A 24,581-nucleotide genomic window follows, 5' to 3' on the forward strand; every position below is an offset into this window, starting at 1 on the left:
GAATATTTATATCCACTATTCTAGGTTTTCTAATTAATACAAACAATATATAATTTATATCAAACCAATCTAATTTTTATATAAATAGAAGGAGGAATAGCATTGGAGCTTCGTCAATTACGTTATTTAATCGAAGTGGCAGAGCGGCAGCATGTGACGGAGGCCGCTGATCATCTAAACGTGGCGCAATCGGCGGTTAGTTATCAAATTACCAAACTGGAAGAAGAGCTAGGGGTTAAATTATTAGAAAGGGTCGGCAGGAACATTAAGATTACACAGGTCGGAAACATTTTTTTAGAATTTGCGAAAAGTGCTCTAAACACATTAGAAGAAGGAAAAGACAAAGTAGATGAATATCTTAATCCTTTAGGAGGCACGCTTCATATTGGGTATCCTTCGAGTCTTTCCATTTATTGGCTTCCAACTCTTATTTCGGCTTATAAAGAAGTTGCGCCAAATGTTAACTTCCATTTGCGGCATGGCTCCTATGCCTACTTAATTGATGCCGTTAAAAACGGTGAAATCGATTTAGCCTTTCTTGGTCCTGTCCCCATGAAGGAACCTGACCTTGAGACGAAGATTTTATTTATGGAAAATATCGCTGCGCTGATTCCACAGCGTCATCCTTTGGCTGATAGAAAAAGTCTGTTTTTAAGTGACTTGCGGACAGATCCATTTGTCTTATTTCCAGATGGATATGTCCTTCGAAAAATTGCTGTAGATGCCTGTCATGAGGCTGGGTTTGAACCGAATATTGTGTCAGAAGGGGAAGATATGGATGCTTTAAAAGGACTTGTTTCCGCAGGAATCGGCGTTAGCTTATTACCTGAAAGTACTTTCTATGACTCTGTTCCCAGGTTCACAGTCAAAATACCGATAGAAGCACCAAAGGCCATGCGTACAGTTGGGGTTATCATTCCTAAACACAGGGAAATAGGACCTTCCGAAAAGAATTTCTATCAATTTCTCATCCAATACTTCAACCGATTGGACCAATTCAAATAAATAAGACTAGTAAAAACGATAGAAAAAAAGATAACTATATAATCAATTTCCGATTAATCCAAAATGTACATGGGAATAATAAACAGTGTTCGTGAATTTTAAAGCTAGAAAGGAGATAATCACATGCCACAAGGAGCTACTGAAACAAGCACCTTAAAAGTTGGTGATCCGGCACCGGATTTCACAGTGGAAGCCCATGGCGGCCGCAGAGTGACGTTGAGTGAATTCCGCGGATCCAAAAATGTATTTCTTTGTTTTTATCCTCTAGATTGGACCCCAGTTTGAGGCGCGCAAATGCCTTCATACGAGGATGATCTCCCTCGTTTTGAAGATTTTGATACCCAGGTCTTGGGTATTTCAGTCGATAGCGTTCACAGTCATGATGCATGGGCAAAATCAATCGGCGGGATATCGTATCCGCTTTGTTCCGATTTCTATCCACATGGAGAGGTTTCGGAGAAATATGGCGTCCTTCGCAAAAACAAAGGCGAACCGGCATATGGAGCTTCAGAGCGCGCTCTCTTTATCATTGATAAAGAAGGAATCGTTCAATGGATTGATGTTCATCCACTTGACAAGCAGCCTGATAACGAAGAATTGTTTGATGTTTTACGAAAACTTTAAATCGAATAATGTTAGTAGAATATAAGGAGGCTGTGTATGGAACTCTCAAGAAAAGCTATCCCATATACACCTAGTACCAAACCACTGCATGAAATGACCATTATGATTGTTTCTACTTCTGGTGTTCATCTAAAGGACCAAGAGGCATTTAACACGGATCCTTCAGTAGGAGATGCGACCTTCCGCATTATTCCAGGAGACGTAAATTCAAAGGATTTAACCGTCACTCATGCAGCCCCAAAGGAGCATTATAATACAGATGCTCCGAAAGAGGATATTAACTGTGTTTTTCCTATTGATCGACTTCGGGAAATGGTAGACGATGGAGACCTAGGCGGGGTTGCCGAGAAACATATGACCATGATGGGTTATTCCATGAGATTAAACATTATCAATAAGGAAACAATCCCTGCACTCGTGAAAGAAGTAGTCCGTTCCAAAGCGGATGCGGTGCTTTTAACTGCCGGCTGACCGCTCTGTCATCGCACTGTAGTTACAGTGCAGCGCGGCATTGAATCTCAGGGAATTCCAACCGTACTAATTACGTTAGATGTAGAACAATCCAGTTTAATGAGGCCGCCGCGAGCGATCCATCCAGTGGGGTTCGAATTCGGACACTCCCTAGGAAAGCCTCATGATAAAACAACACAAATGAAAGTATTAATGGCAGCACTGGCAGAACTAAATGAACGACAAGAGCCAGGCAATATTCATGATGCTCATTTTCCATCTTATTAAGGAATAAGAAGGGACGGCTTGATTGCCGTCCCTTTCTGTTTATACAATATCCCCCACTGAAAGGGGTGAAACCCTTACAGTTTTTAGTCAATTGGTAGTCGGATCCTTGAGATTCTAATGATTAATCGTTGGTAATCTTTCTAATTTGTCAAAATCCGAATCATTACTTAACTGCTCCCAAAGTACTTCAGGTTCGACAACGTCTGCATACAGACAACAATCGATAAACTTCTTTTTAACTTCATTAAAAAATGTTTTAGGTTGTATGTGCTCGATATGTCTTTTTGTTTCATTTGCAGTTTTGACCTTAATATCACCTAAAGGAATACCTAGTGTATTTGCCTGGGTTTGCTCTATTTTTATACGATGAGCTAATTCTAAGACCTGAGTTTCCATAAGAGCACTCTCCGTCAGATTATTCAGGTGAACACTCCCATTAACAAAGGTAAAGGCAACCATAAAAGGAATACTAAATTTAGCATCTTGTAAGGTTTTAGGATGACAGCGATCCTCAAGCGGCTGACATAACATACCTGCTGTTTCATTTACTCCGATTACAATTTGGTCGATGTCATGAAGACTAATATGATTTCGAAGAACAAGGACTGATTGAATATACGGATGTGAGTAACGGCAGCTAGGATAAAGTTTAATAGATGTATCGGAAAAAGCCCATGTAACAGTATCCAATAATACACCCCGTTGTTTTTCGTTTAGATTTTCCCCAAAATAATTTGGAAAAAGACCTGTCTTTCCATCCAAACAACTTGCAGGAGCAGTCACCCCTTCTCGGGCTAAAAATGCAGCTTGAACACCTCCCATTGAGGCAAAGGCTGGATAAATTGCTCTAGCCTGTGAACCTGTCCCCACTCCCGGCTCTTTTCCACCTGCCGCTTGCATATACGCAAGCCCTAAGGCATGAACTAACTTCTCATCATCTAATCCAAGTACAAGTCCAGCAGTAATTGCGGCTCCTAAATAACCAAACAGTTGACTTAAAAACCATTTGGAATCGGAACCCGTTCCCCTAGGTTCAATTGCATACCCAAGCCGGCATAATAACTCGTTTCCTAATGCAACTGAAGTAATAAGATCCGTACTCCTTGAATCTTGAGAGTCAGCAGCAGCTAAGGCGGCTGCTAACGTAACAGGAGTTGGATGAATTCTAGCTAAATCATTGATATCATCATAGTCTAAAGCATGTGCTAAAGCCGTATTTGCAAATGCAGCATAGGCAGGAGGTAATCGCTGCTCACTTCCAATTACTCTCCCTGTCCCACCGGTTACTCCAATTGATAGACCTGCTATTGATTTTAAAGCGACCGGTGCTCCTTTATAAGAAGCTAAAGAAATGGCAATTGTATCACATATATGAAGAATCGCTTTTTTACGAATATGCTCTGGCACTCCTTGCTTCTGTCTTTGACGGATAGCTTGTACAATCTCGTGGCTTAATGACAAAATAGCTTCCCCCTAGTAAATGTTTTATTGTCAAATATTCAACTATGTCCATCTAGTTTCCTGTTTTCCCTATAAAAAACTCCTTGCATACAAAAAGCCCGCTTCATTAAAATAAAGCGAGCTACCACTTAAAGTTGGATTGACTCTTAACAGTTAGACCGGATATACAGGATGCTTCCGTTCTGAGAAAATGAGGTATTTTGAAGAATATGCCTCAAAACGAGTGACAAGTTCCTTACGTAATGAGTTCGCTGGGATAATTCCGTCAATCACCATCTCGGAAGCCAAATTATAAATATCAATATCCTCTTTATATTCCTCACGTTTTTGTTCAATAAATGCAGCACGCTCCTCTTCTGGCAGCGCAGCAATCTTATTTGCATAGACCGCATTAACAGCCGCCTCTGGTCCCATAACCGCAATGGATGCGGAAGGTAAAGCAAGACAAGCATCCGGTTCAAATGCTGGGCCAGCCATTGCATAAAGACCAGCACCATATGCTTTACGTACGATAACTGAAATTTTTGGAACACTTGCTTCAGACATCGCTGAAATCATTTTCGCACCATGGCGAATGATTCCTGCTCGTTCTACCTTGGTACCAATCATAAATCCAGGTACATCCACTAGGAATAAAAGCGGAATATGGAAGGCGTCACAAAGATTAATAAATTTCGCCGCTTTATCGGCTGAATCGTGGAATAACACTCCGCCTTTAACACGCGGCTGATTGGCGATTATTCCAACAGGCTTCCCTTCCATACGGGCTAGGCCTGTGATAAGTTCACCGGCAAAAAGCTTCTTAATCTCATAGAAAGAACCTTCATCAATGATTCCATTGATTAGATCAAGCATATTAAATGGTGAATTTTGATTCACTGGAATTAACTCTTCTAATGGTTTCTTCAATTGTTTTGGTTCCACCGCCTCACGAACTGGCGGTTTCTCAGAAAAATTAGCTGGAAAGTAAGATAGATAGTTTCTAGCCATAGAAATGGCTTCCTCTTCATTTTTCGCCAGAACATCACCGCAGCCTGAAACAGAACAGTGCATGCGGGCTCCACCCATTTCCTCCAAGGTTACATGTTCACCAATAACCATTTCTGCCATTCTTGGTGACCCCAGGTACATCGACGCATTTTTATCAACCATGATAACAATGTCACAAAAAGCTGGAATATAGGCTCCGCCTGCAGCAGATGGCCCAAATAGAATACAGATTTGAGGGATTTTTCCTGAAAGTTTTACTTGATTGTAAAAGATTCTTCCGGCACCACGACGTCCCGGGAACATTTCCACCTGATCCGTGATCCTCGCTCCAGCGGAATCTACCAAGTATAATAATGGCACTCGCAGTTTTTCAGCTGTTTCTTGGATTCGAATAATTTTTTCAACCGTCCGGGCTCCCCAAGAACCAGCCTTAATGGTGGAATCATTGGCCATCACACAAACCGTCTGGCCATTTATCTTGCCCATCCCTGTCACAACTCCGTCAGCAGGAAGATCCCCCGCCATACAGTTTGCAAATAGACCATCCTCTAGTTCAAGGTCAGAATCAAATAATAATGATAAACGATCGCGGACAAACAATTTCCCCTGCTCTTGGTTTTTCTCGTGATATTTAGGAGGTCCACCCTTTTTAATTTGTTCAACTCTATCATTTAACGTTTGTTGGAGAGGTTTCATATCCACAGTCATTTTTCCTCCTCGATTCATGTAAGTTTCTTATTCTCCAATGTAGTTTGGAGTTCGTTTCTCTTTAAATGCCTGTAATCCTTCTAAACGATCTTTTGTTGGGATTGTCACTGCATAGGCATTTTGCTCAATGGCAAGACCGGTATTTAGATCAACATCATACCCTTTATCAATAGCGAACTTTGCTTGGGTAACCGCAATCGGGCCATTCCGAACGATTTGCCCGGCAACTTCTAATGCTTTATCTAGTAAATCTTCAAATGGAACCGTATACTCTACTAATCCAATTTCAAGGGCCTCTTTGGCGTCAATTCGTCTAGCAGTAAAAATCAGCTCTTTTGCACGTCCCTTTCCTACTAATCTAGGTAATCGCTGTGTTCCCCCGGCACCTGGGATGATCCCCAGGGATGTTTCCGTTAGACCAAGCTTGGCCGTTTCTGAGGCAATGCGAATATCACAAGCAAGTGCAAGTTCAGTTCCCCCGCCAAAAGCGACTCCGTTCACAGCTGCTATGACGGGTTGTGGTAATGATTCTAACGAGTTGATTGTATCGCGGATCAAAGACACTGTTTTCTTCACTTGAACACTATCCATTCCCGCTCTTTCTTTTAAATCAGCTCCTGCACAAAAAGCTTTTTCCCCCGCCCCTGTTATAACGATACAGCGGACTGACACATCAAATTTACAGGCAAGAAGTGCGTCGCGGAGCCCCTCTAACATTTCTATTGATAAAGCATTAGCCGCTTCCGGCCTATTTAGCGTAATCACTACGATTCCGTTATCCAGTTTATTAACTAATATTTTACTCATACATTCACCTTCCTCAAACGGAGCTTCCAAGTATTCCACCCAGCCCGGCGGAACTGGCTGCTTGAAAACTTTTACTAGGCAATGTTCTGCCTATCTTCTCCTGAATGAATTGCGAGGCATATAGCAGCTTTTGTTGATCAACCCCAGTATGAATCCCCATCCCGTGGAGCATATAGAGTAAATCATCTGTCGCTACGTTTCCGGATGCACCAGGTGCATAAGGACATCCCCCTAAGCCGCCAAGGGACGAATCAAACGTAGTAATTCCCATGTCTAATGATACTAAGATGTTAGCTAGTGCTGTTCCCCTTGTATCATGAAAATGCATGGCTAGCTTATCTGCCGGAAATCTTTTCAATAATACTTCCAATACTTCTTGGACTTGCTTTGGATTTGCGACACCGATCGTATCCCCAAGAGACAGCTCAGCAATCCCCATTTCAAATAACGCTTCGGACACTTTTATGACACCTTCGATATCGACATTTCCTTCATACGGACAGCCAAAAACTGTGGAAACATAACCTCTGGTAGATTTCCCTGCTGTCAGGGAGTCTCTTACCAAATCTCTTAAAACAGGTAAAGTCTGATCAATATTTTTATTAATGTTTTTAAGATTATGAGTTTCACTCGCTGACATAAATACAGCGACTTCATCTATGTTTGCTTGAAAAGCCCGTTCCAAGCCTTGGTGGTTTGGAACGAGTGCGGTATAGGTAACACCTGGCACTTTAGTAATTCCAGTTGCAACGGCAACGGCATCAGAAAGTGCAGGGATCCATTTTGGATTAACAAACGAAGTAATCTCAATATGTTTAAGTCCACTTTCTGACATTTGATTAATCCAAGTGATTTTATCCTCTGTTGAAATAAAACTCTTTTCGTTTTGTAAACCATCACGAGGACCAACCTCTTTAATCGTTACACCTGCCGGCCACTTCATTGCTCCATCTCCTTTCCACCTTTATATAGGCTTTATTCGACTACTACAATAACATCGCCTTCATTTACAAATTCGCCTTCTGCCACCTTTACTTCCTTTACCGTCCCATCAAATTCAGCAGCAATCGGAATTTCCATTTTCATTGATTCTAAAATCACAACATCCTGGCCTTCTTCTACCTGGTCTCCAACTTGAACTAATACCTTCCATACACTTCCTGCCATGCTTGCAATGATTTCATTCATGATAATTCCTCCTATTTTACCTTGTTGGGTTTAGTTGGTTTTAAATACTTGCTGACAAAGTCTGTTGTCGTATCCCCTGAATGGAATGCCGGATGAGCAACCACTTCTTGAAGCATCGGGATGTTCGTTTTAATTCCTTCAATATGATAATCAGCTAATGCGTCTTGTAAGCGATTGATAGCCTCTTCACGAGAGCTGCCTTTAACAACTAGCTTCGCAATCATTGGATCATAAAATGGAGTAACGACGGATTGACCGTGAATAGCTAATTCATGTCGCACTCCCGGTCCATTCGGAAGATCTAATTTTGTTATTTTTCCAGGTGAAGGGAAAAATGTCTTAGGGTCTTCTGCATAGATTCTAACCTCGATGGCATGGCCCACAAGTTTTACATTTTCCTGCGAAAAATTCAAAGGTTGACCTGCAGCAATTTGCAATTGTTGTTCAACTAAGTCTAAACCTGTAATTTCTTCCGTAACCGGGTGCTCTACTTGTAAACGGGTATTCATTTCAAGAAAGTAGAAGTTTTGCTCTTCATCCACTAAGAACTCAATGGTTCCTGCATTTTTATACCCAATTGATTTTGCCGCTTTCACTGCAGCCTCGCCCATCTTCGTACGGGTGTCTTCCGTGATAAACGATGATGGGGCTTCTTCTACAACCTTTTGATGGCGACGCTGGATTGAACATTCACGTTCCCAAAGATAAACGGTATTCCCCTCACCGTCTGCTAAGATTTGAATCTCAATATGTCTTGGATTGGAAACAAATTTTTCTATATACATCGATCCATCACCAAAGAAATCTGTCGCTCGCTTTTGGTTCCCCGCAAAAGCTTTTCGGACTTCATCTCCGCTATGGACCACCTGCATTCCAATTCCTCCGCCCCCAGCAGAGGCTTTCAGCATGACAGGGTAGCCGATGCGATCAGCCACTTCTACTGCTTCCTCTGCATCTGCCAGCGGGTAAGTAATTCCGGGTACAACAGGAACACCTGCTTCTTCCATCACTTTGCGTGATTCAATTTTACTTCCCATTTTCGAGATTACCTTTGGAGAAGGTCCGATGAAAATTAGCCCTGCTTCCTCACAACGACGGGCAAATTCAGCATTTTCAGAAAGCAAGCCATATCCCGGATGGATTGCCTCTGCCCCTGAGATTTTCGCAACCTCTAGTATTTTATTGATGTTTAAATAGCTTTCTGCTACCCGGGAACCTCCAATTAAATAGGCCTCATCTGCCAGTTTTACATGCGGGGCATCACTATCAGCTTCAGAGTAGACTCCAATCGTTGTAATCCCTAAGGCTTTGCATGTACGGATAACACGAACAGCAATTTCTCCGCGATTAGCAATTAAGACTTTTTTGAACATGCTTTCCACCCTTTCTCGCTTTTATCAACTCGTAAGCTTCCTTACAAAGATATGTAAAGGTACATTTTTTCAACTATCTTTATCAAAAACTCCTAATCTTAAATAAGAAACCAGTCATTTGCCAGGCAGTTTCCTGACAAATGACAGCTCTCCTTACTACCTTTTTGCTGTTGCTTTTTCAGCAACAATTTTTTGTATTTGAAGAACAGTAGCTGGGTCTTCTAGTCCTGTAATATCGCCTTGAACCTTTCCTGATACAACAATTTCCTTTAATAGGCGGCGCATGATTTTTCCACTTACTGTTTTCGGCAGCATATCTGTAAAAATAATCGATTTTGGAGCAGCAATCTTGCCAATTTGTTGGATAATCTGGGCATTTATTTGCTGTTTTAATTCTGCTGTTTCTTGATAACCATCGGCAAGACGGACAAAAACGAGCGGAACTTCTCCTTTGATTTCGTCAGGTATTCCGATGATTGCCGTTTCAGCAACACCCTCAATTTCTAGTACAGCGCTTTCCATCTCCATTGTACTTAATCGATGTCCTGCGACATTAAACGCATCGTCCGAACGGCCAACTACCCATAAATAGCCATCCTGATCAATCAACGCCAGGTCGCTGGCATAATAGCAGCCATCCACTTGACTGAAATAGGAGGCGTAATAGCGCTCAGGTTCTTTCCAAAGGGTACGGCATAGCATAGGAAATGGTTTACGAATAACCAGATTACCTAACCTTCCAGGTTGAACTGAATTTCCTTCTTCATCCACGACATCAAAAACAGCACCTAAAAAGGCAGTACCTGCAGCACCTGGTTTCATTGGCGTCAGCCATGCTGCTCCTGCGATAGGCGACCCTGCTGTTTCCGTCTGCCCCCAAGTATTGTTTATATATACTTTCTTCTTACCTAACACATCGTATGTCCAATACCAGGTTTCTGGATCGAAAGGCTCTCCAACAAGGGATATAACATCCAGGCAAGTTAGATCAAATTTCTCTAATACCTTTTCTCCCATACTCTTTAACATTCTTAATGCAGTTGGGGCAGTAAATAGTTTATTCACCCTGTATTTTTCAATCACTTGATAGAAACGGTCTTTTGCTGGATAATCTACTGCTCCTTCATAGACAACGGTTGTGACACCATTTGCTAAGGCACCAGTAATCCCCCAAATATGCATGGTTAACCAGCCGATATCCGCGGTACACCAGAAAACATCGTCATCATGGTGATCCATATGATACTTGGCATATATATAATTCTGAATAACAAAAGCCATGCCGGAATGTACAACACCTTTTGGTTTCCCTGTGGTACCGCTAGTATAAAATACAATACCGCTCTCATTCGCTTCTAATCTCTCAGGTTCACAAACAATGCTTGCTGCTTTTGTCTGTTCATGCCACCAGTAATCCCGGCCTTCTTTCATTTGAACCTCTGAACCTAATCTATTTACAACAATGACAGCTTCTATGGAAGCAATCGATGGGACAACATTGTCAACCTTCTCTTTTAAAGGAATCAATTTTCCCCTGCGTTCAGTTGCGTCCGCAGTAATCAAAACTTTTGGTTCAAAATTAATGAGTCGGTCTGACAATGATTTTTCGGAGTAACCTGAGAAAATCGTATTGTAAATGGCCCCAATTCGAAAACAAGCTAAAACAGATATAATCGCTTCTGCTAAATTTGGTAGAAAAATAGCGACACAATCGCCTTTTTTTACACCGAATGATTTTAGAACATTGGCAAACCGATTAACCTCCGCAAGAAGCATATTATAGGTATAAAATTTGCTGTCTCCGTTTTCCCCTTCCCAAATCAAAGCAGTTCGATTCCCTGCACCATTTTCAATATGCCGATCAAGTAAGTTTACACTCGGATTACTTATACCGCCGGTAAAAAAGCGAAAATCAGGAAGTTCTCCACTAATGGTTTCATTCCATGGTTCATACCAAACAAGTTCACGTGCTGCAGTATCCCAGAATGTTGCAGGATCTTGTTGAGATTGTTTAAGAAGTTCTTGAAAAGCTTCGGTACTGCCAATCGATGTTGAACGTACTTTCTCTTCTGCTGGATAAATGAGTTTACTATTTGAAACAACTTGTAAAATTCCACTGATATCCATAATATGGCTCCTTTAACAATGATATTTATTCACCATAAAATACGTTAACATCCAATTTGTTTCGCAATGACCATTCGTTGAACTTCAGATGTTCCTTCACCAATTTCCAATAGCTTTGCATCGCGGAAGAATCGCTCAACTTGATATTCCTTCATATATCCATATCCGCCATGAATTTGAACCGCTTGGTCGCATGCACGCATACAAATCTCCGAAGCAAATAACTTTGCGTATGCAGCTTCCTTCTTAAATACTCGTCCTTGATCCTTTAACCAGGCTGCTTTGAAGACCATATTCCGCGCCAATTCGATATTCATTGCCATATCCGCAAGCTTAAATTGGATGGCCTGGAAATTGGATAAGCTTTTTCCAAACTGCTTTCTTTCTTTTGCATATTGAAGTGACTTTTCATATGCTCCTTGAGCAATCCCTACCGCCATGGCACCAATTCCAATTCGGCCGCCATCAAGTGTAGCTAAGAATTGTTTGTAACCGTTTCCAATTGTGCCTAGCAGATTTTCTTTAGGAACTCTTACATTGTCTATGATAAGTTCTGTCGTATTCGAGGAATGAAGACCCATTTTTTCGTAGTTGTCAATCACGGTGAATCCTTTTGCATTGGTAGGAACAATAAATGCACTGATCCCATTGATTCCTTTTGAACGATCTGTTACCGCAGTCACTGCCAGGTGCTTGGCATAGCTTGCATTTGTAATGAAGCACTTTGAGCCGTTAATCACCCACTCGTCTCCATCAAGAACTGCTGTTGTTTGAGTTCCCCCTGCGTCGGAGCCTGCATTTGGTTCTGTTAATCCAAATGCACCGAAGGATTCTCCCGTACAAATAGGGGTTAAGTATTTTTCTTTTTGCTCGTGGGTACCAAATAGATTAAGTGGAGCCCCGCCTAATGAGATATGTGCTGAATATGTAATTCCAGTGGAGGCACAAACGCGGCTTAGTTCTTCAACGACGATTGCAAAACTGACAGTGTCTGCTTCACCGCCGCCATATTGTTCAGGAAATGGAAGACCCATGATACCTAGCTCTGATAATTTTGCGAAAATCTCTTTAGGGAATTCCCCCGTCCGATCACGTTCATCTGCACCAGGAGCTACCTCTGCATCAGCAAAGTCCCGAATTAAATTGCGGATCATCTCTTGTTCTTTCGTTAAATCAAAATTCATTTATTTACAACTCCTTTCACCAATTATGAGTGTTTTTAGAAATAAAAAATGAAAAACAACCTATTAAACTCTTTTTCTACGTGCAGCCCCCCTTTCAATACATTCCAAATTTTCTTATAATCAGAATATAACGATTAGCAATATTATGCTATGTACCTTTTCATGAATATAGATGTGATAAATTTGTGTCTTTTACACAAATTTATAAAATTGGATCGATATGTAAATGACATTTCATAGAGGAAGGGTGATGAAACGGTGCAAGATACATTAACTCATCGGCAACTTAAGTCCTTAATCCATGTTTCCAACGTTATTAATTCCAAATTGGATATAAATTCAATTTTTGAATCCATCATGAGCGAAACCATCTCTGTGGTGGAAGCGGCTGGCGGCGGCTCGATATGGATTTTTGACAAAAAACAGAACCGACTAATCGCTAAATCAGCGCAAGGATTATTTTATCCTCATATCTTCAGGCAAATTAAACTTGTTAGTGGTGAATCGATGACGGGGATGGCTTTTGCTGCGAAAAAATGTCTCATTTTTTGGGATGAGGAAGAAGTAAAACAAGCACTGTCTACACTGACTCCACATAATAGAGATTTATTGGATCAGGCAATTCCGAGTAATTTTCATTTTACCTCTGTTATTTCCTCCCCTATCTTACAAAAGGGAGAATGTATCGGTGTTATTACATTAGACTCATTTGAACAGTCTTTGCAGTTTAAGCAAGAAGATATTCATTTATTGGAAGCGATTGGTCACCAAGCAGCGGTTGCCTTGGAAAAATCCAAACTATTTTTCGAGAAGGAAAGAATGGTTCATAAGCTTTCCCACTCTATTGAAATACATAGAAACTTAGCAAATCTTGTGGTGAATGGAGAAGGTATTCAATCCATTTTGAATTTTATACATAAATCAATTGGACAGCATCTGTTTCTCTTTGACGAAATTGGCGAACTTAAGGCTTCTGCCTGCGATTCCTCCTTTTCGGTTGAAATGACCGAATTTATGAAAGCGTATGCAAAACAGATTATCTTAACACTAGAAAACTCACATACTGTTTCCGAAATAACTTTAATAGACGATACATACCAATTGGTTGTACTGCCCCTTGGCTCTAAACAAAAGTCTCTTGGCGGTCTTATCATCCTTTCTAAACAAAAAGTAAGTAAAGTGGATATCGCCGCTCTTGAACATGCTTGTACGGTGATTTCACTTGAACTTGTAAAAGAGCAAGCGGTATTTGAAACACAACAGCGTTTACGAGGAGAATTCGTAACCAAACTTTTTTCAGGACAAATTGATGAACTGCTGATTCAGAAAGCAAAGAATTTACAGTTTGATCCGAACTGGAACTACGTGGCGATTATTATGAATGCGAAAGATAAGGTAAACGAGCAAAATGTGATCAGTGAACCCGTTATTAGAAATCTGCTCCATATGACCAATCGAACATTGCTAGGAAGGAACTTTCAAGTAACGGCAGTACGAGAAAAAAATCAAATCGTTGCCCTTCTATCCTTGGATGTAAGAGTTTCTTCATCCAATATTGTGGCTGAAATTAAGGAACTTGCAAAAAAGTTACAACTTGAGATTACGAATAAATATAGTGAGATCGACGTATCCATTGGGATTGGAAGAATGAAGCAAGGACTTACACTTGTCCATGAGTCATTTGTCGAAGCGACTAAGTGTATTACGTTTCTCAAAAACTACATTTTTGATGATAGAGTCATTAGTTATACAGACCTTGGGGTTCAAAGGTTTATTTTGCAAAATTCCAAGGAAGAATTGATTGATTTTATCCAAGAAGTATTAGGAGCTCTTATTCAGTACGAACAATCAAGAAAAGGTGAATTATTAAGCACGCTGATTGTTTATTTAGACCAAAATCAAAACATCAAGAGAACGGCAGACTCCTTGCATATTCACACCAATACCTTAAGCTATCGGCTAAAGCGGATTGAAGAAATTCTCGTAACAGACCTGAATGATAGTCAATCGCTATTTAATATTCATTTAGCGATAAATATTTATCAGTTCATAAAAGATAAAGATCCATTACTGACATCCAAAGACTAATAAGAAAAGCAATTACCTGATAGCAGGAAAAAGGCCTATCTTTTTGATAGAAAAGATTGGGTAATATTGTCTAAAATGAACCAATAGAACAAGTTCTATTGGTTCATTTTTCTAAATATAGGGATTTTTCAGTTAATAAAAACTTCCTCCTCTGGTAATATACTCTATAACTACCATTTGTTTCTATACCCGAAAGAAATGGCAGCTAAACATACTGGGGGGAATATCTATGAAAAAGTTTTCAAAGGCTGTTATGCCAGCCGCCATGGCATTAACCATGACACTTTCAACAACTGCATTGGCTGGACCTCAATCAAATCCAAACGGACCTTATATTGAGGGAGAACAAAATATCTCTTTATCAAGCTACATGTCTAATGAGGAACTAACCAAAACATTACAGAAACTGGAAGCGTCCTCTAAAGGGAAAATGAAGTTAGAAGTAGTCGGATATTCAAACCATACGTTAGATGGATATAAAACCGAAGAAGACAAAGGAGATCCATTGTATGTAGTCAAATTCGGTGATGCCGATCCAAACAAAAAAAGAATTTTAATTACGACGCAGATTCATGGTAACGAACAAATTGGAACAGAGGCTGCGATTGATATTATTCAAAAACTATCAAGCGGCGGACAGGAAATCGATGAAATACTAGAAAATGTGTCTATTTGGATTATGCCAAGAATTAATCCAGAAGGATCAGATAATACATATGAAGGAAAATGGTACCCTACTCGTTATACACACCAAACCTGGCTTCCAGAAAATATAGCTCTTCCTGCAGGAACCTTGGCGCCTTGGTACTATAATGCCGATGGCAGTGAAAGAGGTCAGGCAAATGATGGCCGTGTGGTATATGGAATCCCTGGTTACGACCAAAACCGAGACTACAATCCTAACTTAGATTTTAGAGTGGAAGATGAAGATAAAAGTAAAGTTGCAGCTTTTTTAAATAGCAAAGCAACAAATAACAGTAATTATGGCGGCTTTTATGTAACAGCGGAAGCTAGAACGGTTACAAGTGTATTTAAAGAATTTAAACCTGATGTTTATGTAGATGTTCACCACCGTGGATTTAATACACTTTCTGATGAGGACAACAGATCCGTTCCAGTCCAAGTGGCGGCAGTTGTAGCCGATCCATACACCGATCCATTCTCAGGTAAACAATATGAAGTGGATGAAGAGGTATTAAAGCTTGGTAAACAAGTAAATGCGCTCGCCAATCTTGCTCTTCAAAGAGGGAACTCGCATTATGGCGCCATTCAAAAGTATCCTGACGTTAACCTTCCAGGTACAGCACTTGGAGCGTTTGCTTTAAATGATGCAGCCATCATGCTGATTGAAATCAAAGGTCAAAGCCAGACTCTAGGACAAAAACAAGCCGGTATGTTAAAAGAAACCGTAAAAGTACCATTATTTGAGGTATTTAAAGGGCTTGCAGATGGATCGATTCATGATGTGGATACAGCGATTTATGATGCCATTCCAGAATCCACGAATAGAATTGAAGACCCTACGACAAGAGATTAAGTAATAGAGACTGACCCCAAAAGGAACAATTTCTTTTGGGGTCAGCTTTTTTTAGTTACTATTAAAGAACCTCTCCATTGCTTTCAATGACTTTTTTATACCAATGGAATGAATTTTTCTTTCTTCTTTCCAGTGTTCCACTTCCATCATCATTCTTATCGACATAGATATATCCATAGCGCTTCGACATTTCGCCGGTTGACATACTGACTAAATCAATACAGCCCCAGCTTGTATAACCCATTAATTCCACACCATCTTCTATTGCCTCTCCCATCGCCCTCACATGGTCACGGAGGTAATCAATCCGGTATTCATCATGGATAGAACCATCACTCTCCAGTTGGTCATGTGCCCCTAAGCCATTTTCAACCACAAATAGTGGAATCTGATATCTTCCATAAAGCTTATTTAAGCTGATACGTAAACCAACCGGGTCAATCTCCCATCCCCAGTCGCTAGCATTAAGGAATGGGTTTTTTACGCCGCCAACAATATTTCCTTGTGATTTTTCCTCTTCAGACTTTCCTTTTTTATCCGTACGAGACATGTAATAACTTAAACCAATATAATCTACCGTGCCTTGTTTGATTAAATCTAAGTCACCGTCTTGAATCTCTAATTCAATGTTCTTCTCTTTAAAGAAAGGCTTAATGAAAGCTGGATATTCCCCGCGCACATGTACATCACCACAGAAATAGTTAAAAAGTTCCTCTTCTTTCAACGCATACAAAATGTTTTCAGGATTACTATCGAAAGGATAAACAGGTGCAAAAAGAATCATGCAGCCAATTTTTGCTTCTGGAATCATTTCCTTGCAGGCCTTAACTGCAATAGCACTAGCAACAAATTGATGATGAAATGCCTGAAACGTCTCCTGGTAACGACTTTCCTCATTTTTTGGAGAAAAGCCCATACTCATAATTGGCATTTTTAAGGCACCGTTAATTTCATTGAAGGTCATCCAATACTTCACTTTATCTTTATAACGCAGAAGGATGACATTCACATATTTTTCAAAGAAGCTCACGACCTGTCGACTTCTCCAGCCCCCATATTCTTTTACCAAATGCAGCGGCATTTCATAATGTGAAATGGTTACCACAGGCTCAATTCCATACTTGAGTAATTCATCAAAAACCCGGTCGTAATAGGCCAACCCTTCTTCGTTTGATTCTGACTCATCACCATTTGGAAAAATTCTTGTCCAAGCGATCGACATCCGAAACACTTTAAAGCCCATTTCCGCAAACAGAGCGATATCTTCCTTGTAACGATGGTAAAAATCAATGGCTTCATGATTTGGATACGTGTATTTTTCACGATTGATTTCAAAGTTGAACCCAGCTGACATTAAAATTTGAAGACGCTCTTTTCCACCTGGCAGTACATCTGCAATATTTAGGCCCTTGTTTCCTTCATTAAATCCACCTTCTATTTGGTTAGCAGCCGTTGCCCCGCCCCATAAAAAACCTTTAGGAAATGCCTCTTGTTTAGAAATCAACCCTTTATCCTCCAATCGATAGATTATGTTATATCCTGTTATATTTCTATTGTCTTTGCTTGTTTTTCATAATCCTTACCATCATTTGTAGTATTCGACCATTTTATTCTGTATTTTAGTGATATAAACTAGAGTCATTAACTTCTTCTATCTATGATACAGGTCACCCTGATTTATCTAAACGAGGTTTTACAATTTTACCCTTTTTTCTCCTCAATACTATTTAAATGTTTAGCTAATACTAAATACATTATGTTTTCTGATGGAGTGATTTGAATGTCACGAAAAAAAGGGAGTTCGATACATTTTCTCTTGTTATTTGTTGTGATTCTGGTACTTATTTGGTCCTTGATTAAGCCTGAGGAAGGTTATAAGGTTTTAATGATGGAAATTTCCCCTTCCGTATTAGTTTTAATATTCTTAGTATCAAGATATAATCAGTTTCGGCTAACCACTGTTTCCTATGTCATTATTACTCTTCTTGTCATTTTAACGTTTATCGGAGGGCATTATTCTTACGCCAAAGTTCCTCTCTTTACATGGATTAAGGATTATTTTGATTTACAACGAAACAACTATGATCGGTTTGGTCATTTTCTTAAGGGGCTTATGGTCCTTGTTATAATCGAGCTATTATTAAGGAAAACCGTTTTATTAAAAAGTAAAACGACAAATTTTATTGCTCTATGTATAACACTTTCAATAGGGGCTTTCTACGAAATCATAGAATGGTTAAGTACAAAAATTGGGAAAGAAGGGAAAGCCACAAAAGATTTTTTAGGTATGCAAGGAGACATATGGGACGCTCAGAAGGATATGGCACTTTTACTAGCGGGTTCAATTCTTTCGCTTCTTTTCATAAAGATCCTTTATAAGCAATTGGAAAAATCCAAATAACAAAAACACTCATAAATGTTGATTTAACAACATTTATGAGTGTTTTATTGTTCTTCAAATGATTAACAATTAATTTAGAATCATATTCGCAAATAAAATCAGTTTACATTTATTGAATGATTAACATAAGATTCAACCTTTTTATTTGTTAGATAGCTATGCAAAATCATCCCTAAGATGACCACAAAAATACCAATCCAAGATAATAGGGTTGGAAAAGGTATTGAAAGAAATAGTAGTTCCCCCACTAATGCGAAAACCACTTCCATAGATTGCGTGGCCTCAACAGCGGCTAACTTTTGCATATTTCCTCTTACCATATCTGTGGCCATGAAAAATAACACAGTTGCAATGACACCTGAAGAAAGTGCCACCAATAAAGATTGAAAACTTTGCCCTCCACTTGGTAACCCGACGGTAAACAATCCATAGAAAGAAAGTATCAGCCAAAATGGAAGGCTTGCTAATGTCATTCCTAACACGCGTTGATACGCATCTAAACGCCCTTCACTTACATCCATCATTTTGCGATTTCCTAACGGATAGGCAAATGAAGCGATTAGAATCGGAACTACTCCCAGTAATACATTTTCAAAAGAAAGTTGCTTGGCGTGTTCCATTTGCATGAGTACAATCCCTAACAGAATGATCAAGGACATGACAAGTCCTCTAAAGGGAATCTTCCCTCTTATTTGTATAGGTCCATTCTTTGTAGGAATCGTTTCAAAAAATAAAGGTGTCAGTAATGCGCCTGAAATGATGGTAATTTGCCATGTTCCCGCGATCAGCCAACCCGGTGAATATGCAGCGGCAAAACACAATGGAGCATAGAATAACCCAAAGCCCACAAAGCTCCAAAGCAGCCATTTTCCGGGTTTTTCTTTCATTTCTTTTAATAGCGGCCGTAGGTTTTTCCTCATACTGACAATACACAAAAGAAATGGGACCATAAAGATGTACCGGAGCGAGGCACTCCAAATCCAACTACCTCCAGATAACTCCATCGACGCGTTAAGAACAAATGTAAAAGCAAAAAAGAAGGCTGCGCAAATACCTAATAGTATTGATTTCACTGAACTCACCTCGGCTCGATTCGCTGTGATAAAAGTTCGCCAAGACTTAGCCAGTTATCTTCTACCAAACGGACTACTCTTTCAAACTCTTGATTTTTACATGCTGAAATAATTTGATTGTGCTGTTCTACCGATTTTAATCCTTTAACTGAAATAAATTGTGAGATTTCAAGTCGTTGAATTTTAGGCAAAATACGATCCAATGCGAATGCAATTTCAGGGTTCCCAGCCAGGTCTAGGAAAACGTTGTGAAAAGACCCATCTGCCTCAATGGCCTTAATCACATCACCAGCTTCAATTGCTAGTCTTAACGTCTTATTGCTAAGCTCTAAATCTTCAATATCCGATTCCTTCAATAATGGACTTGCAAGTCGAGCAGCTAATGCATGTAAAGCTGCTACCACGGTAAACGCATGTTTCGCCTCCTCTAATTTTAATGGTGCTACGCGAGTAGATGATCCCGGCAGTGACTCAACAAGCCCTTCATCCTCAAGCCGTTTAAGTGCCTCCCTAACAGGAGTCCGGCTAATTCCAAACTTTTCTGCTAATTCTTTGTCACTTAGACGCTCATCAGGTTGTAATTCCAAGTTGATAATTGATTTTTTTAAAGTTTGATATACTTCATCTCTAAGAGACAAACGCTTAATAGGTTTTATCATATCTTTTTCCATAAAACCAATATATCGCATATTGGTTTTTAATACAATCCACCATTTTGAAATTTCGAATGACGAGGTTACAAATCATTTTTGCCTTCTCGTATCGATTTTCTTGCAGGTATAGGATTAGACGGAGAATTTCCTGCTAATGAATATAGGGAGGCTTGAGATGTGAGTATAAGCGGAGATATTCCGGGTAACTGATCAAAACAAGGTAAAATCCATGGTTTTTGACAATTTAAACGGAAAAGCTCCCCTTATTATTAAGGAAAAATGGCTATTTCATAATTAGCCGGAATTTTTTCGTTTATATGACGAGGTTACAAATCATTTTGCCTTCTCGTATCGATTTTCTTGCAGGTATAAGATTAGGCGGAGAATTTCCTGCTAATATATATAGGGAAGCTTAAGGAGTGGATATAAGCGGAGATATTCCGGTTAACTGCTCAAAACAAGGTAAAATCCATGGTTTTTGACAATTTAAACGGAAAAGCTCCCCTTATATAAAGGAAAAATGGCTATTTCATAAATTAGCCGGAATTTTTTCGTTTATTTTTCATTTGTAGTGAAATCAACATTCAATTATAACAAAGGCTAATCTAAAATGAAGTATATTTTGCGGGTACATTGGCTATTGTAAATGCACTGCAAAATTCTCCCCGAACAATATGAAAATCCCTTTATATCAGCAAAATAGACCTCCAAATTACCATACAATTTGGAGGTCATTCTACATTACATATTTAATGTTTGCGATAGTTAACGGAACCCGTTTCTATAAAAGCATCTCTTCTTAAATCCCTAATAAATAGGTAATTCCTACATAAACTTCAGCTAAGACAATCGTTGAAATGACCATGATGTGAAAAACATTCCAACCGAATTATGTAGAAGAGAAACCAACAATTTACAGCATAATGACAGGCACATGCTTATCCCTGGGAAGTCCCAGGTTTTGTTACGTTAAATACTTATTTTTTGAGCTCTCTTTAACTTAAGATCAAAACGATCTGCATTCATGACCTTGACCCAAGCAGCGATGAAGTCACGTACAAACTTCTCATGGTTATCGTCTTGTGCATACACCTCTGCAATTGCACGCAGAACAGAGTTTGAACCAAACACAAGGTCTACTCTTGTTGCCGTACGGACGACTTTACCTGTTTTGCGATCACGTCCTACATATACGTTTGCTTCTACAGGCTTCCACTCAATTCCCATGTCAAGCAAATTAACAAAGAAATCATTTGTGAGTGTGCCTGCACGCTTAGTGAAAACACCGTGTTCTGCTCCACCGTGGTTGGTGCCCAGCACACGCATACCGCCAATAAGAGCTGTCATTTCTGGTGCAGTAAGGCCTAAAAGTTGTGCCTTATCCACTAGAAGCTCTTCCGGACTCACTCTATACTGCTCCTTCTGATAGTTACGGAAACCATCCGCGATAGGTTCAAGCACGGCAAAGCCGTCAACATCTGTTTGTTCTTCAGTAGCATCGCCACGACCCGGTGCAAAAGGAACGGTTACATCAAAGCCTGCATCACGCGCAGCCTTTTCTATGGCAGCACTGCCTCCTAGTACAATCAAATCAGCAAGGCTAACTTCCTTCTTTAATTTACCTTGTAGGTCTTCGAATACCTGAAGCACTTTTGCAAGCTGCTCCGGCTGATTCACTTCCCAATCCTTCTGTGGAGCAAGACGGATGCGTGCACCATTCGCGCCGCCGCGCATATCTGAGCCACGGAAGGTGCTGGCAGAAGCCCAAGCCGTTGTCACTAACTCGCTGATTGTTAATCCTGAGTTTAGGATTTTCCCTTTAAGATCTTCTATTTCACTGTCTGTTAATTCATAATCAACAGTCGGAACCGGATCTTGCCAGATTAAATCTTCTTTTGGCACCTCTGGACCTAGATATCTTTCTTTAGGACCCATGTCACGATGAAGAAGTTTAAACCATGCACGTGCAAACATGTCCGCAAATTCTTCTGGATTCTGATGGAAACGACGAGATATCTTCTCGTATTCGGGATCATAGCGTAAAGCCATATCCGCTGTGGTCATCATCGTTGGAACTTTTACGGATGGATCTTCGGCGTCCGGTGCAAGATCCTTTTCATCAGGATTGACAGCAAGCCACTGAAAGGCACCTGCCGGACTCTTTGTAAGCCACCATTGATATTTAAACAATAGATCAAAGTAACCATTGTCCCACTGTGTTGGATTAGCCGTCCAAGCACCTTCAATTCCGCTGGTAATGGTGTCATGCCCCTTACCGCTGCCGTGTGTGCTTAACCACCCTAAGCCCATTGCTTCAATAGGAGCAGCTTCTGGTTCTGGACCAACATGAGCAGCATCTCCTGCACCGTGCGCCTTACCAAACGTATGACCGCCCGCAATGAGTGCCACTGTTTCTTCATCGTTCATTCCCATCCGTGCAAAGGTTTCCCTGATATCACGGGCACTTGCAACTGGATCTGGGTTACCGTTTGGTCCTTCAGGATTCACGTAAATAAGTCCCATCTGAACAGCAGCGAGTGGATTTTGCAGTTCCCGATCACCTGAGTAACGATTATCACCCAGCCAGTCTGTTTCAGTTCCCCAGTAGATATCTTCTTCTGGATGCCAGATGTCTTCACGTCCTCCTCCAAAACCAAAAGTCTTGCCTCCCATGGATTCAATCGCAACATTACCTGCTAAAAGGAGCAAGTCGGCCCAAGAAATCTTGTTGCCATACTTTTGCTTAATCGGCCACAGGAGCCTGCGAGCTTTATCGAGGTTGCCGTTGTCAGGCCAGCTATTCAGTGGAGCAAAACGCTGTGCACCCGTTCCGCCTCCGCCTCGGCCATCTGTTATACGATAAGTACCTGCAGCGTGCCATGACATACGGATAAAGAATGGACCATAATGTCCATAGTCCGCTGGCCACCAATCTTGACTGGTTGTCATGAGCTCCTGAAGGTCTTGCTTAAGAGCATAGTAATCTAGTTTTTTAAATTCTTCTGTATAAACAAAGTCTTCTCCCATAGGGTTAGATTTTCTGTCATGTTGATGAAGAATATTTAAATTTAACTGGTTTGGCCACCAATCTTGATTCGTCGTGCCGCTAGATTTGTTACTAGTAGCGCCTCCGTGATGAAACGGGCACCCTTCTGCTTTAGCATTGTTTTTAACGTCCATCGTTTTTCCCCTCTCTTTGTAAAATAAAGAACAAATAATTATTCTTTCTAGTGGTCAAAAACTACAAACTCCTGACAATAACTATTCTATTTATATTCTACTAAGCTATTACTAAAAATTGATAAAATAGGCAAAATAATCACAAACTTGTCACAAAGGACCTTAAAACCATAGGCTTTCCAATACTGGTAAATGGACAATCCCGAACGTTTTCTGCACAAAAAAACTGCAGGTGTGAAAAACACCATGCAGTGAAAGGTAATCATATTTAATTTATACCCATTGAATAGACCCATACACATCATGCGGATGGTTTGATAATTTAAATCTTCTATACTCATATTCTAATTTTGATAGTGACATTTCGGAAAGCTTTTGATCATCTTTATTATAAACATTTAAAAAAATTAATTTATTAATAAGTTTTTGCCGCTTTTTTTCATCATTTTTTCTCATCAGAAACACTCCTTTAGATTTACAAAGTCTTTCCCTTGAATACAACAATTCGTTTATTTGATTAATCTCATTATAAACTTATAATTCCTATCTGTAAAGTAGGAATTAAAAAAAAAGTAAAGGACGTTCCACTTAATTGTAGAAACGCCATCGTTTGTTTAATATTTATTCCAGTCTTTTTATCAAAATATCAATTAAAAATATCCCTCTTTTTAAACATTGAGCTGGCAAATCGCCACATTACTTTTGGCTTGGTCAGCCAATGTATGCTGGCGTCGTTTTCTTGATTACCGAGAACTTTCTGTGCAAGGAATTTTGTTACTGGTTCGACCTTGTCGCCTAAAATATTGAAGATTTTCCGGTTGTGCTCATCAAGAGATTTCCTTAAAAAATCAGTCGCAACCATTCCAGGGCTTAACGTGCCTACTTTAATAGTTGTCTGCTTGGCCTCGATAGCCAAAGAGCGGGTAAAGTAGCTGACAGCACTTTTTGATGTTCCATATAACGTCATCTTTTCGCGCATCATCCCGTTGCTGCCGAAGCCCTCCATATTAAAAATTTGGCCGGAACCTTGTTTTAACATGTGATTGAAGGCTACATGGCAGCCGTTCATTACACCTTTTAGATTGGTATCAAGAATTTGGTCATATGCCTTTTCTTCCAGCTCCCAAAAGTTTTTCCGCTCTTGGTCAATTCCTGCATTATTGATCCAAATATCGATCGTGCCAAACTTTTCTTCGGCGCATTTCCATAATTGCTCCATCTCGTCTCGTTTACCTACTGCTGCAGCGAAACCCTCGACAGTATCGGGATACAATATTCTTAAACTTTGCAGTGCAGCCACCACACTTTCCTGTGACTGTCCATTTATCGTCACCCTGCATCCTAATCGTAGAAATTCTCTGGCCAGTCCATACCCAATTCCTCTTGTACTTCCCGTTATTACAACATGCTTCATCGTACATGCCAACTCCATTTCCATGAAGAA

The 24,581-nt window shown here is 40.1% G+C and carries 21 protein-coding genes; 7 read left to right on the forward strand and 14 right to left on the reverse strand.

Annotated features, from left to right (window positions below; genetic code table 11):
- The first annotated feature begins 102 nt into the window (after nt 1-102).
- From ACN6MT_RS23130 to ACN6MT_RS23145, 4 genes are all read left to right on the forward strand, one after another.
- Complete coding sequence (locus ACN6MT_RS23130) at nt 103-1,005, forward strand: LysR family transcriptional regulator (protein ID WP_419888246.1); 903 nt, start codon at nt 103-105, stop codon at nt 1,003-1,005.
- Between the two features lie 123 nt (nt 1,006-1,128).
- Complete coding sequence (locus ACN6MT_RS23135) at nt 1,129-1,629, forward strand: redoxin domain-containing protein (protein WP_082799457.1); 501 nt, start codon at nt 1,129-1,131, stop codon at nt 1,627-1,629.
- 36 nt (nt 1,630-1,665) lie between these two features.
- Complete coding sequence (locus ACN6MT_RS23140) at nt 1,666-2,100, forward strand: glycine/sarcosine/betaine reductase selenoprotein B family protein (RefSeq protein ID WP_419888247.1); 435 nt, start codon at nt 1,666-1,668, stop codon at nt 2,098-2,100.
- Nucleotides 2,101-2,127: 27 nt separating this feature from the next.
- Complete coding sequence (locus ACN6MT_RS23145; RefSeq protein ID WP_419888248.1) at nt 2,128-2,367, forward strand: hypothetical protein; 240 nt, start codon at nt 2,128-2,130, stop codon at nt 2,365-2,367.
- A 114-nt stretch (nt 2,368-2,481) separates the two neighbouring features.
- Here the strand turns inward: ACN6MT_RS23145 and ACN6MT_RS23150 are convergent, their stop codons facing one another.
- The 8 genes from ACN6MT_RS23150 to ACN6MT_RS23185 form a co-directional block, all read right to left on the reverse strand.
- Nucleotides 2,482-3,828, reverse strand: a complete 1,347-nt coding sequence (locus ACN6MT_RS23150; protein ID WP_419888249.1) for an MmgE/PrpD family protein — start codon at nt 3,826-3,828, stop codon at nt 2,482-2,484.
- Between the two features lie 153 nt (nt 3,829-3,981).
- The gene (locus ACN6MT_RS23155) at nt 3,982-5,514 is read right to left on the reverse strand and encodes an acyl-CoA carboxylase subunit beta (RefSeq protein ID WP_419956514.1); all 1,533 of its coding nucleotides are present in this window, start codon (nt 5,512-5,514) and stop codon (nt 3,982-3,984) included.
- A 39-nt stretch (nt 5,515-5,553) separates the two neighbouring features.
- Nucleotides 5,554-6,333, reverse strand: coding sequence for an enoyl-CoA hydratase (locus ACN6MT_RS23160; protein WP_419888250.1), 780 nt, complete (start codon nt 6,331-6,333; stop codon nt 5,554-5,556).
- A 13-nt stretch (nt 6,334-6,346) separates the two neighbouring features.
- A complete protein-coding gene (locus ACN6MT_RS23165) occupies nt 6,347-7,276 on the reverse strand; it encodes a hydroxymethylglutaryl-CoA lyase (RefSeq protein ID WP_419888251.1) in 930 nt (309 codons plus the stop codon).
- A 32-nt stretch (nt 7,277-7,308) separates the two neighbouring features.
- Nucleotides 7,309-7,521, reverse strand: coding sequence for an acetyl-CoA carboxylase biotin carboxyl carrier protein subunit (locus ACN6MT_RS23170; RefSeq protein ID WP_419888252.1), 213 nt, complete (start codon nt 7,519-7,521; stop codon nt 7,309-7,311).
- Nucleotides 7,522-7,532: 11 nt separating this feature from the next.
- Nucleotides 7,533-8,894, reverse strand: coding sequence for an acetyl-CoA carboxylase biotin carboxylase subunit (gene accC / locus ACN6MT_RS23175; RefSeq protein ID WP_419888253.1), 1,362 nt, complete (start codon nt 8,892-8,894; stop codon nt 7,533-7,535).
- 156 nt (nt 8,895-9,050) lie between these two features.
- Nucleotides 9,051-11,021 (reverse strand): acetate--CoA ligase, encoded by a 1,971-nt coding sequence (locus tag ACN6MT_RS23180; protein WP_419888254.1) that lies wholly within the window; start codon nt 11,019-11,021, stop codon nt 9,051-9,053.
- A gap of 44 nt (nt 11,022-11,065) precedes the next feature.
- On the reverse strand, nt 11,066-12,205 hold the full coding sequence (locus ACN6MT_RS23185; protein WP_419888255.1) for an acyl-CoA dehydrogenase: 1,140 nt from the start codon (nt 12,203-12,205) through the stop codon (nt 11,066-11,068).
- Between the two features lie 258 nt (nt 12,206-12,463).
- Here ACN6MT_RS23185 and ACN6MT_RS23190 point away from each other — a divergent pair, with 258 nt between their 5' ends.
- A complete protein-coding gene (locus ACN6MT_RS23190; protein WP_419888256.1) occupies nt 12,464-14,293 on the forward strand; it encodes a helix-turn-helix domain-containing protein in 1,830 nt (609 codons plus the stop codon).
- A gap of 229 nt (nt 14,294-14,522) precedes the next feature.
- A complete protein-coding gene (locus ACN6MT_RS23195; RefSeq protein ID WP_419888257.1) occupies nt 14,523-15,830 on the forward strand; it encodes a M14 family zinc carboxypeptidase in 1,308 nt (435 codons plus the stop codon).
- Between the two features lie 61 nt (nt 15,831-15,891).
- Here the strand turns inward: ACN6MT_RS23195 and ACN6MT_RS23200 are convergent, their stop codons facing one another.
- Nucleotides 15,892-17,334 carry a glycoside hydrolase family 1 protein gene (locus ACN6MT_RS23200; RefSeq protein ID WP_419888258.1) on the reverse strand — a complete coding sequence of 481 codons (1,443 nt, stop codon included), beginning with the start codon at nt 17,332-17,334 and terminating at the stop codon, nt 15,892-15,894.
- Between the two features lie 276 nt (nt 17,335-17,610).
- Here ACN6MT_RS23200 and ACN6MT_RS23205 point away from each other — a divergent pair, with 276 nt between their 5' ends.
- Nucleotides 17,611-18,231, forward strand: coding sequence for a DUF2238 domain-containing protein (locus tag ACN6MT_RS23205; RefSeq protein ID WP_419888259.1), 621 nt, complete (start codon nt 17,611-17,613; stop codon nt 18,229-18,231).
- Between the two features lie 98 nt (nt 18,232-18,329).
- Here the strand turns inward: ACN6MT_RS23205 and ACN6MT_RS23210 are convergent, their stop codons facing one another.
- The 5 genes from ACN6MT_RS23210 to ACN6MT_RS23230 all read right to left on the reverse strand — a co-directional run bounded on the left by ACN6MT_RS23210 (nt 18,330) and on the right by ACN6MT_RS23230 (nt 24,551).
- Complete coding sequence (locus tag ACN6MT_RS23210) at nt 18,330-19,304, reverse strand: multidrug resistance efflux transporter family protein (RefSeq protein WP_419888260.1); 975 nt, start codon at nt 19,302-19,304, stop codon at nt 18,330-18,332.
- Between the two features lie 5 nt (nt 19,305-19,309).
- Nucleotides 19,310-19,975 (reverse strand): GntR family transcriptional regulator, encoded by a 666-nt coding sequence (locus tag ACN6MT_RS23215; protein WP_419888261.1) that lies wholly within the window; start codon nt 19,973-19,975, stop codon nt 19,310-19,312.
- A 951-nt stretch (nt 19,976-20,926) separates the two neighbouring features.
- The gene (katG, locus tag ACN6MT_RS23220; RefSeq protein WP_419888262.1) at nt 20,927-23,137 is read right to left on the reverse strand and encodes a catalase/peroxidase HPI; all 2,211 of its coding nucleotides are present in this window, start codon (nt 23,135-23,137) and stop codon (nt 20,927-20,929) included.
- A gap of 273 nt (nt 23,138-23,410) precedes the next feature.
- A complete protein-coding gene (locus tag ACN6MT_RS23225; protein ID WP_063252828.1) occupies nt 23,411-23,593 on the reverse strand; it encodes a Fur-regulated basic protein FbpA in 183 nt (60 codons plus the stop codon).
- A 190-nt stretch (nt 23,594-23,783) separates the two neighbouring features.
- Nucleotides 23,784-24,551: an SDR family oxidoreductase gene (locus ACN6MT_RS23230; RefSeq protein WP_419888263.1), complete on the reverse strand. Its 768-nt coding sequence runs from the start codon at nt 24,549-24,551 to the stop codon at nt 23,784-23,786.
- Nucleotides 24,552-24,581 lie beyond the last annotated feature (30 nt).

Origin of the sequence: Neobacillus niacini (genome assembly GCF_048572935.1) — a bacterium.
In the GTDB taxonomy this organism is placed as follows: domain Bacteria; phylum Bacillota; class Bacilli; order Bacillales; family Cytobacillaceae; genus Neobacillus; species Neobacillus niacini.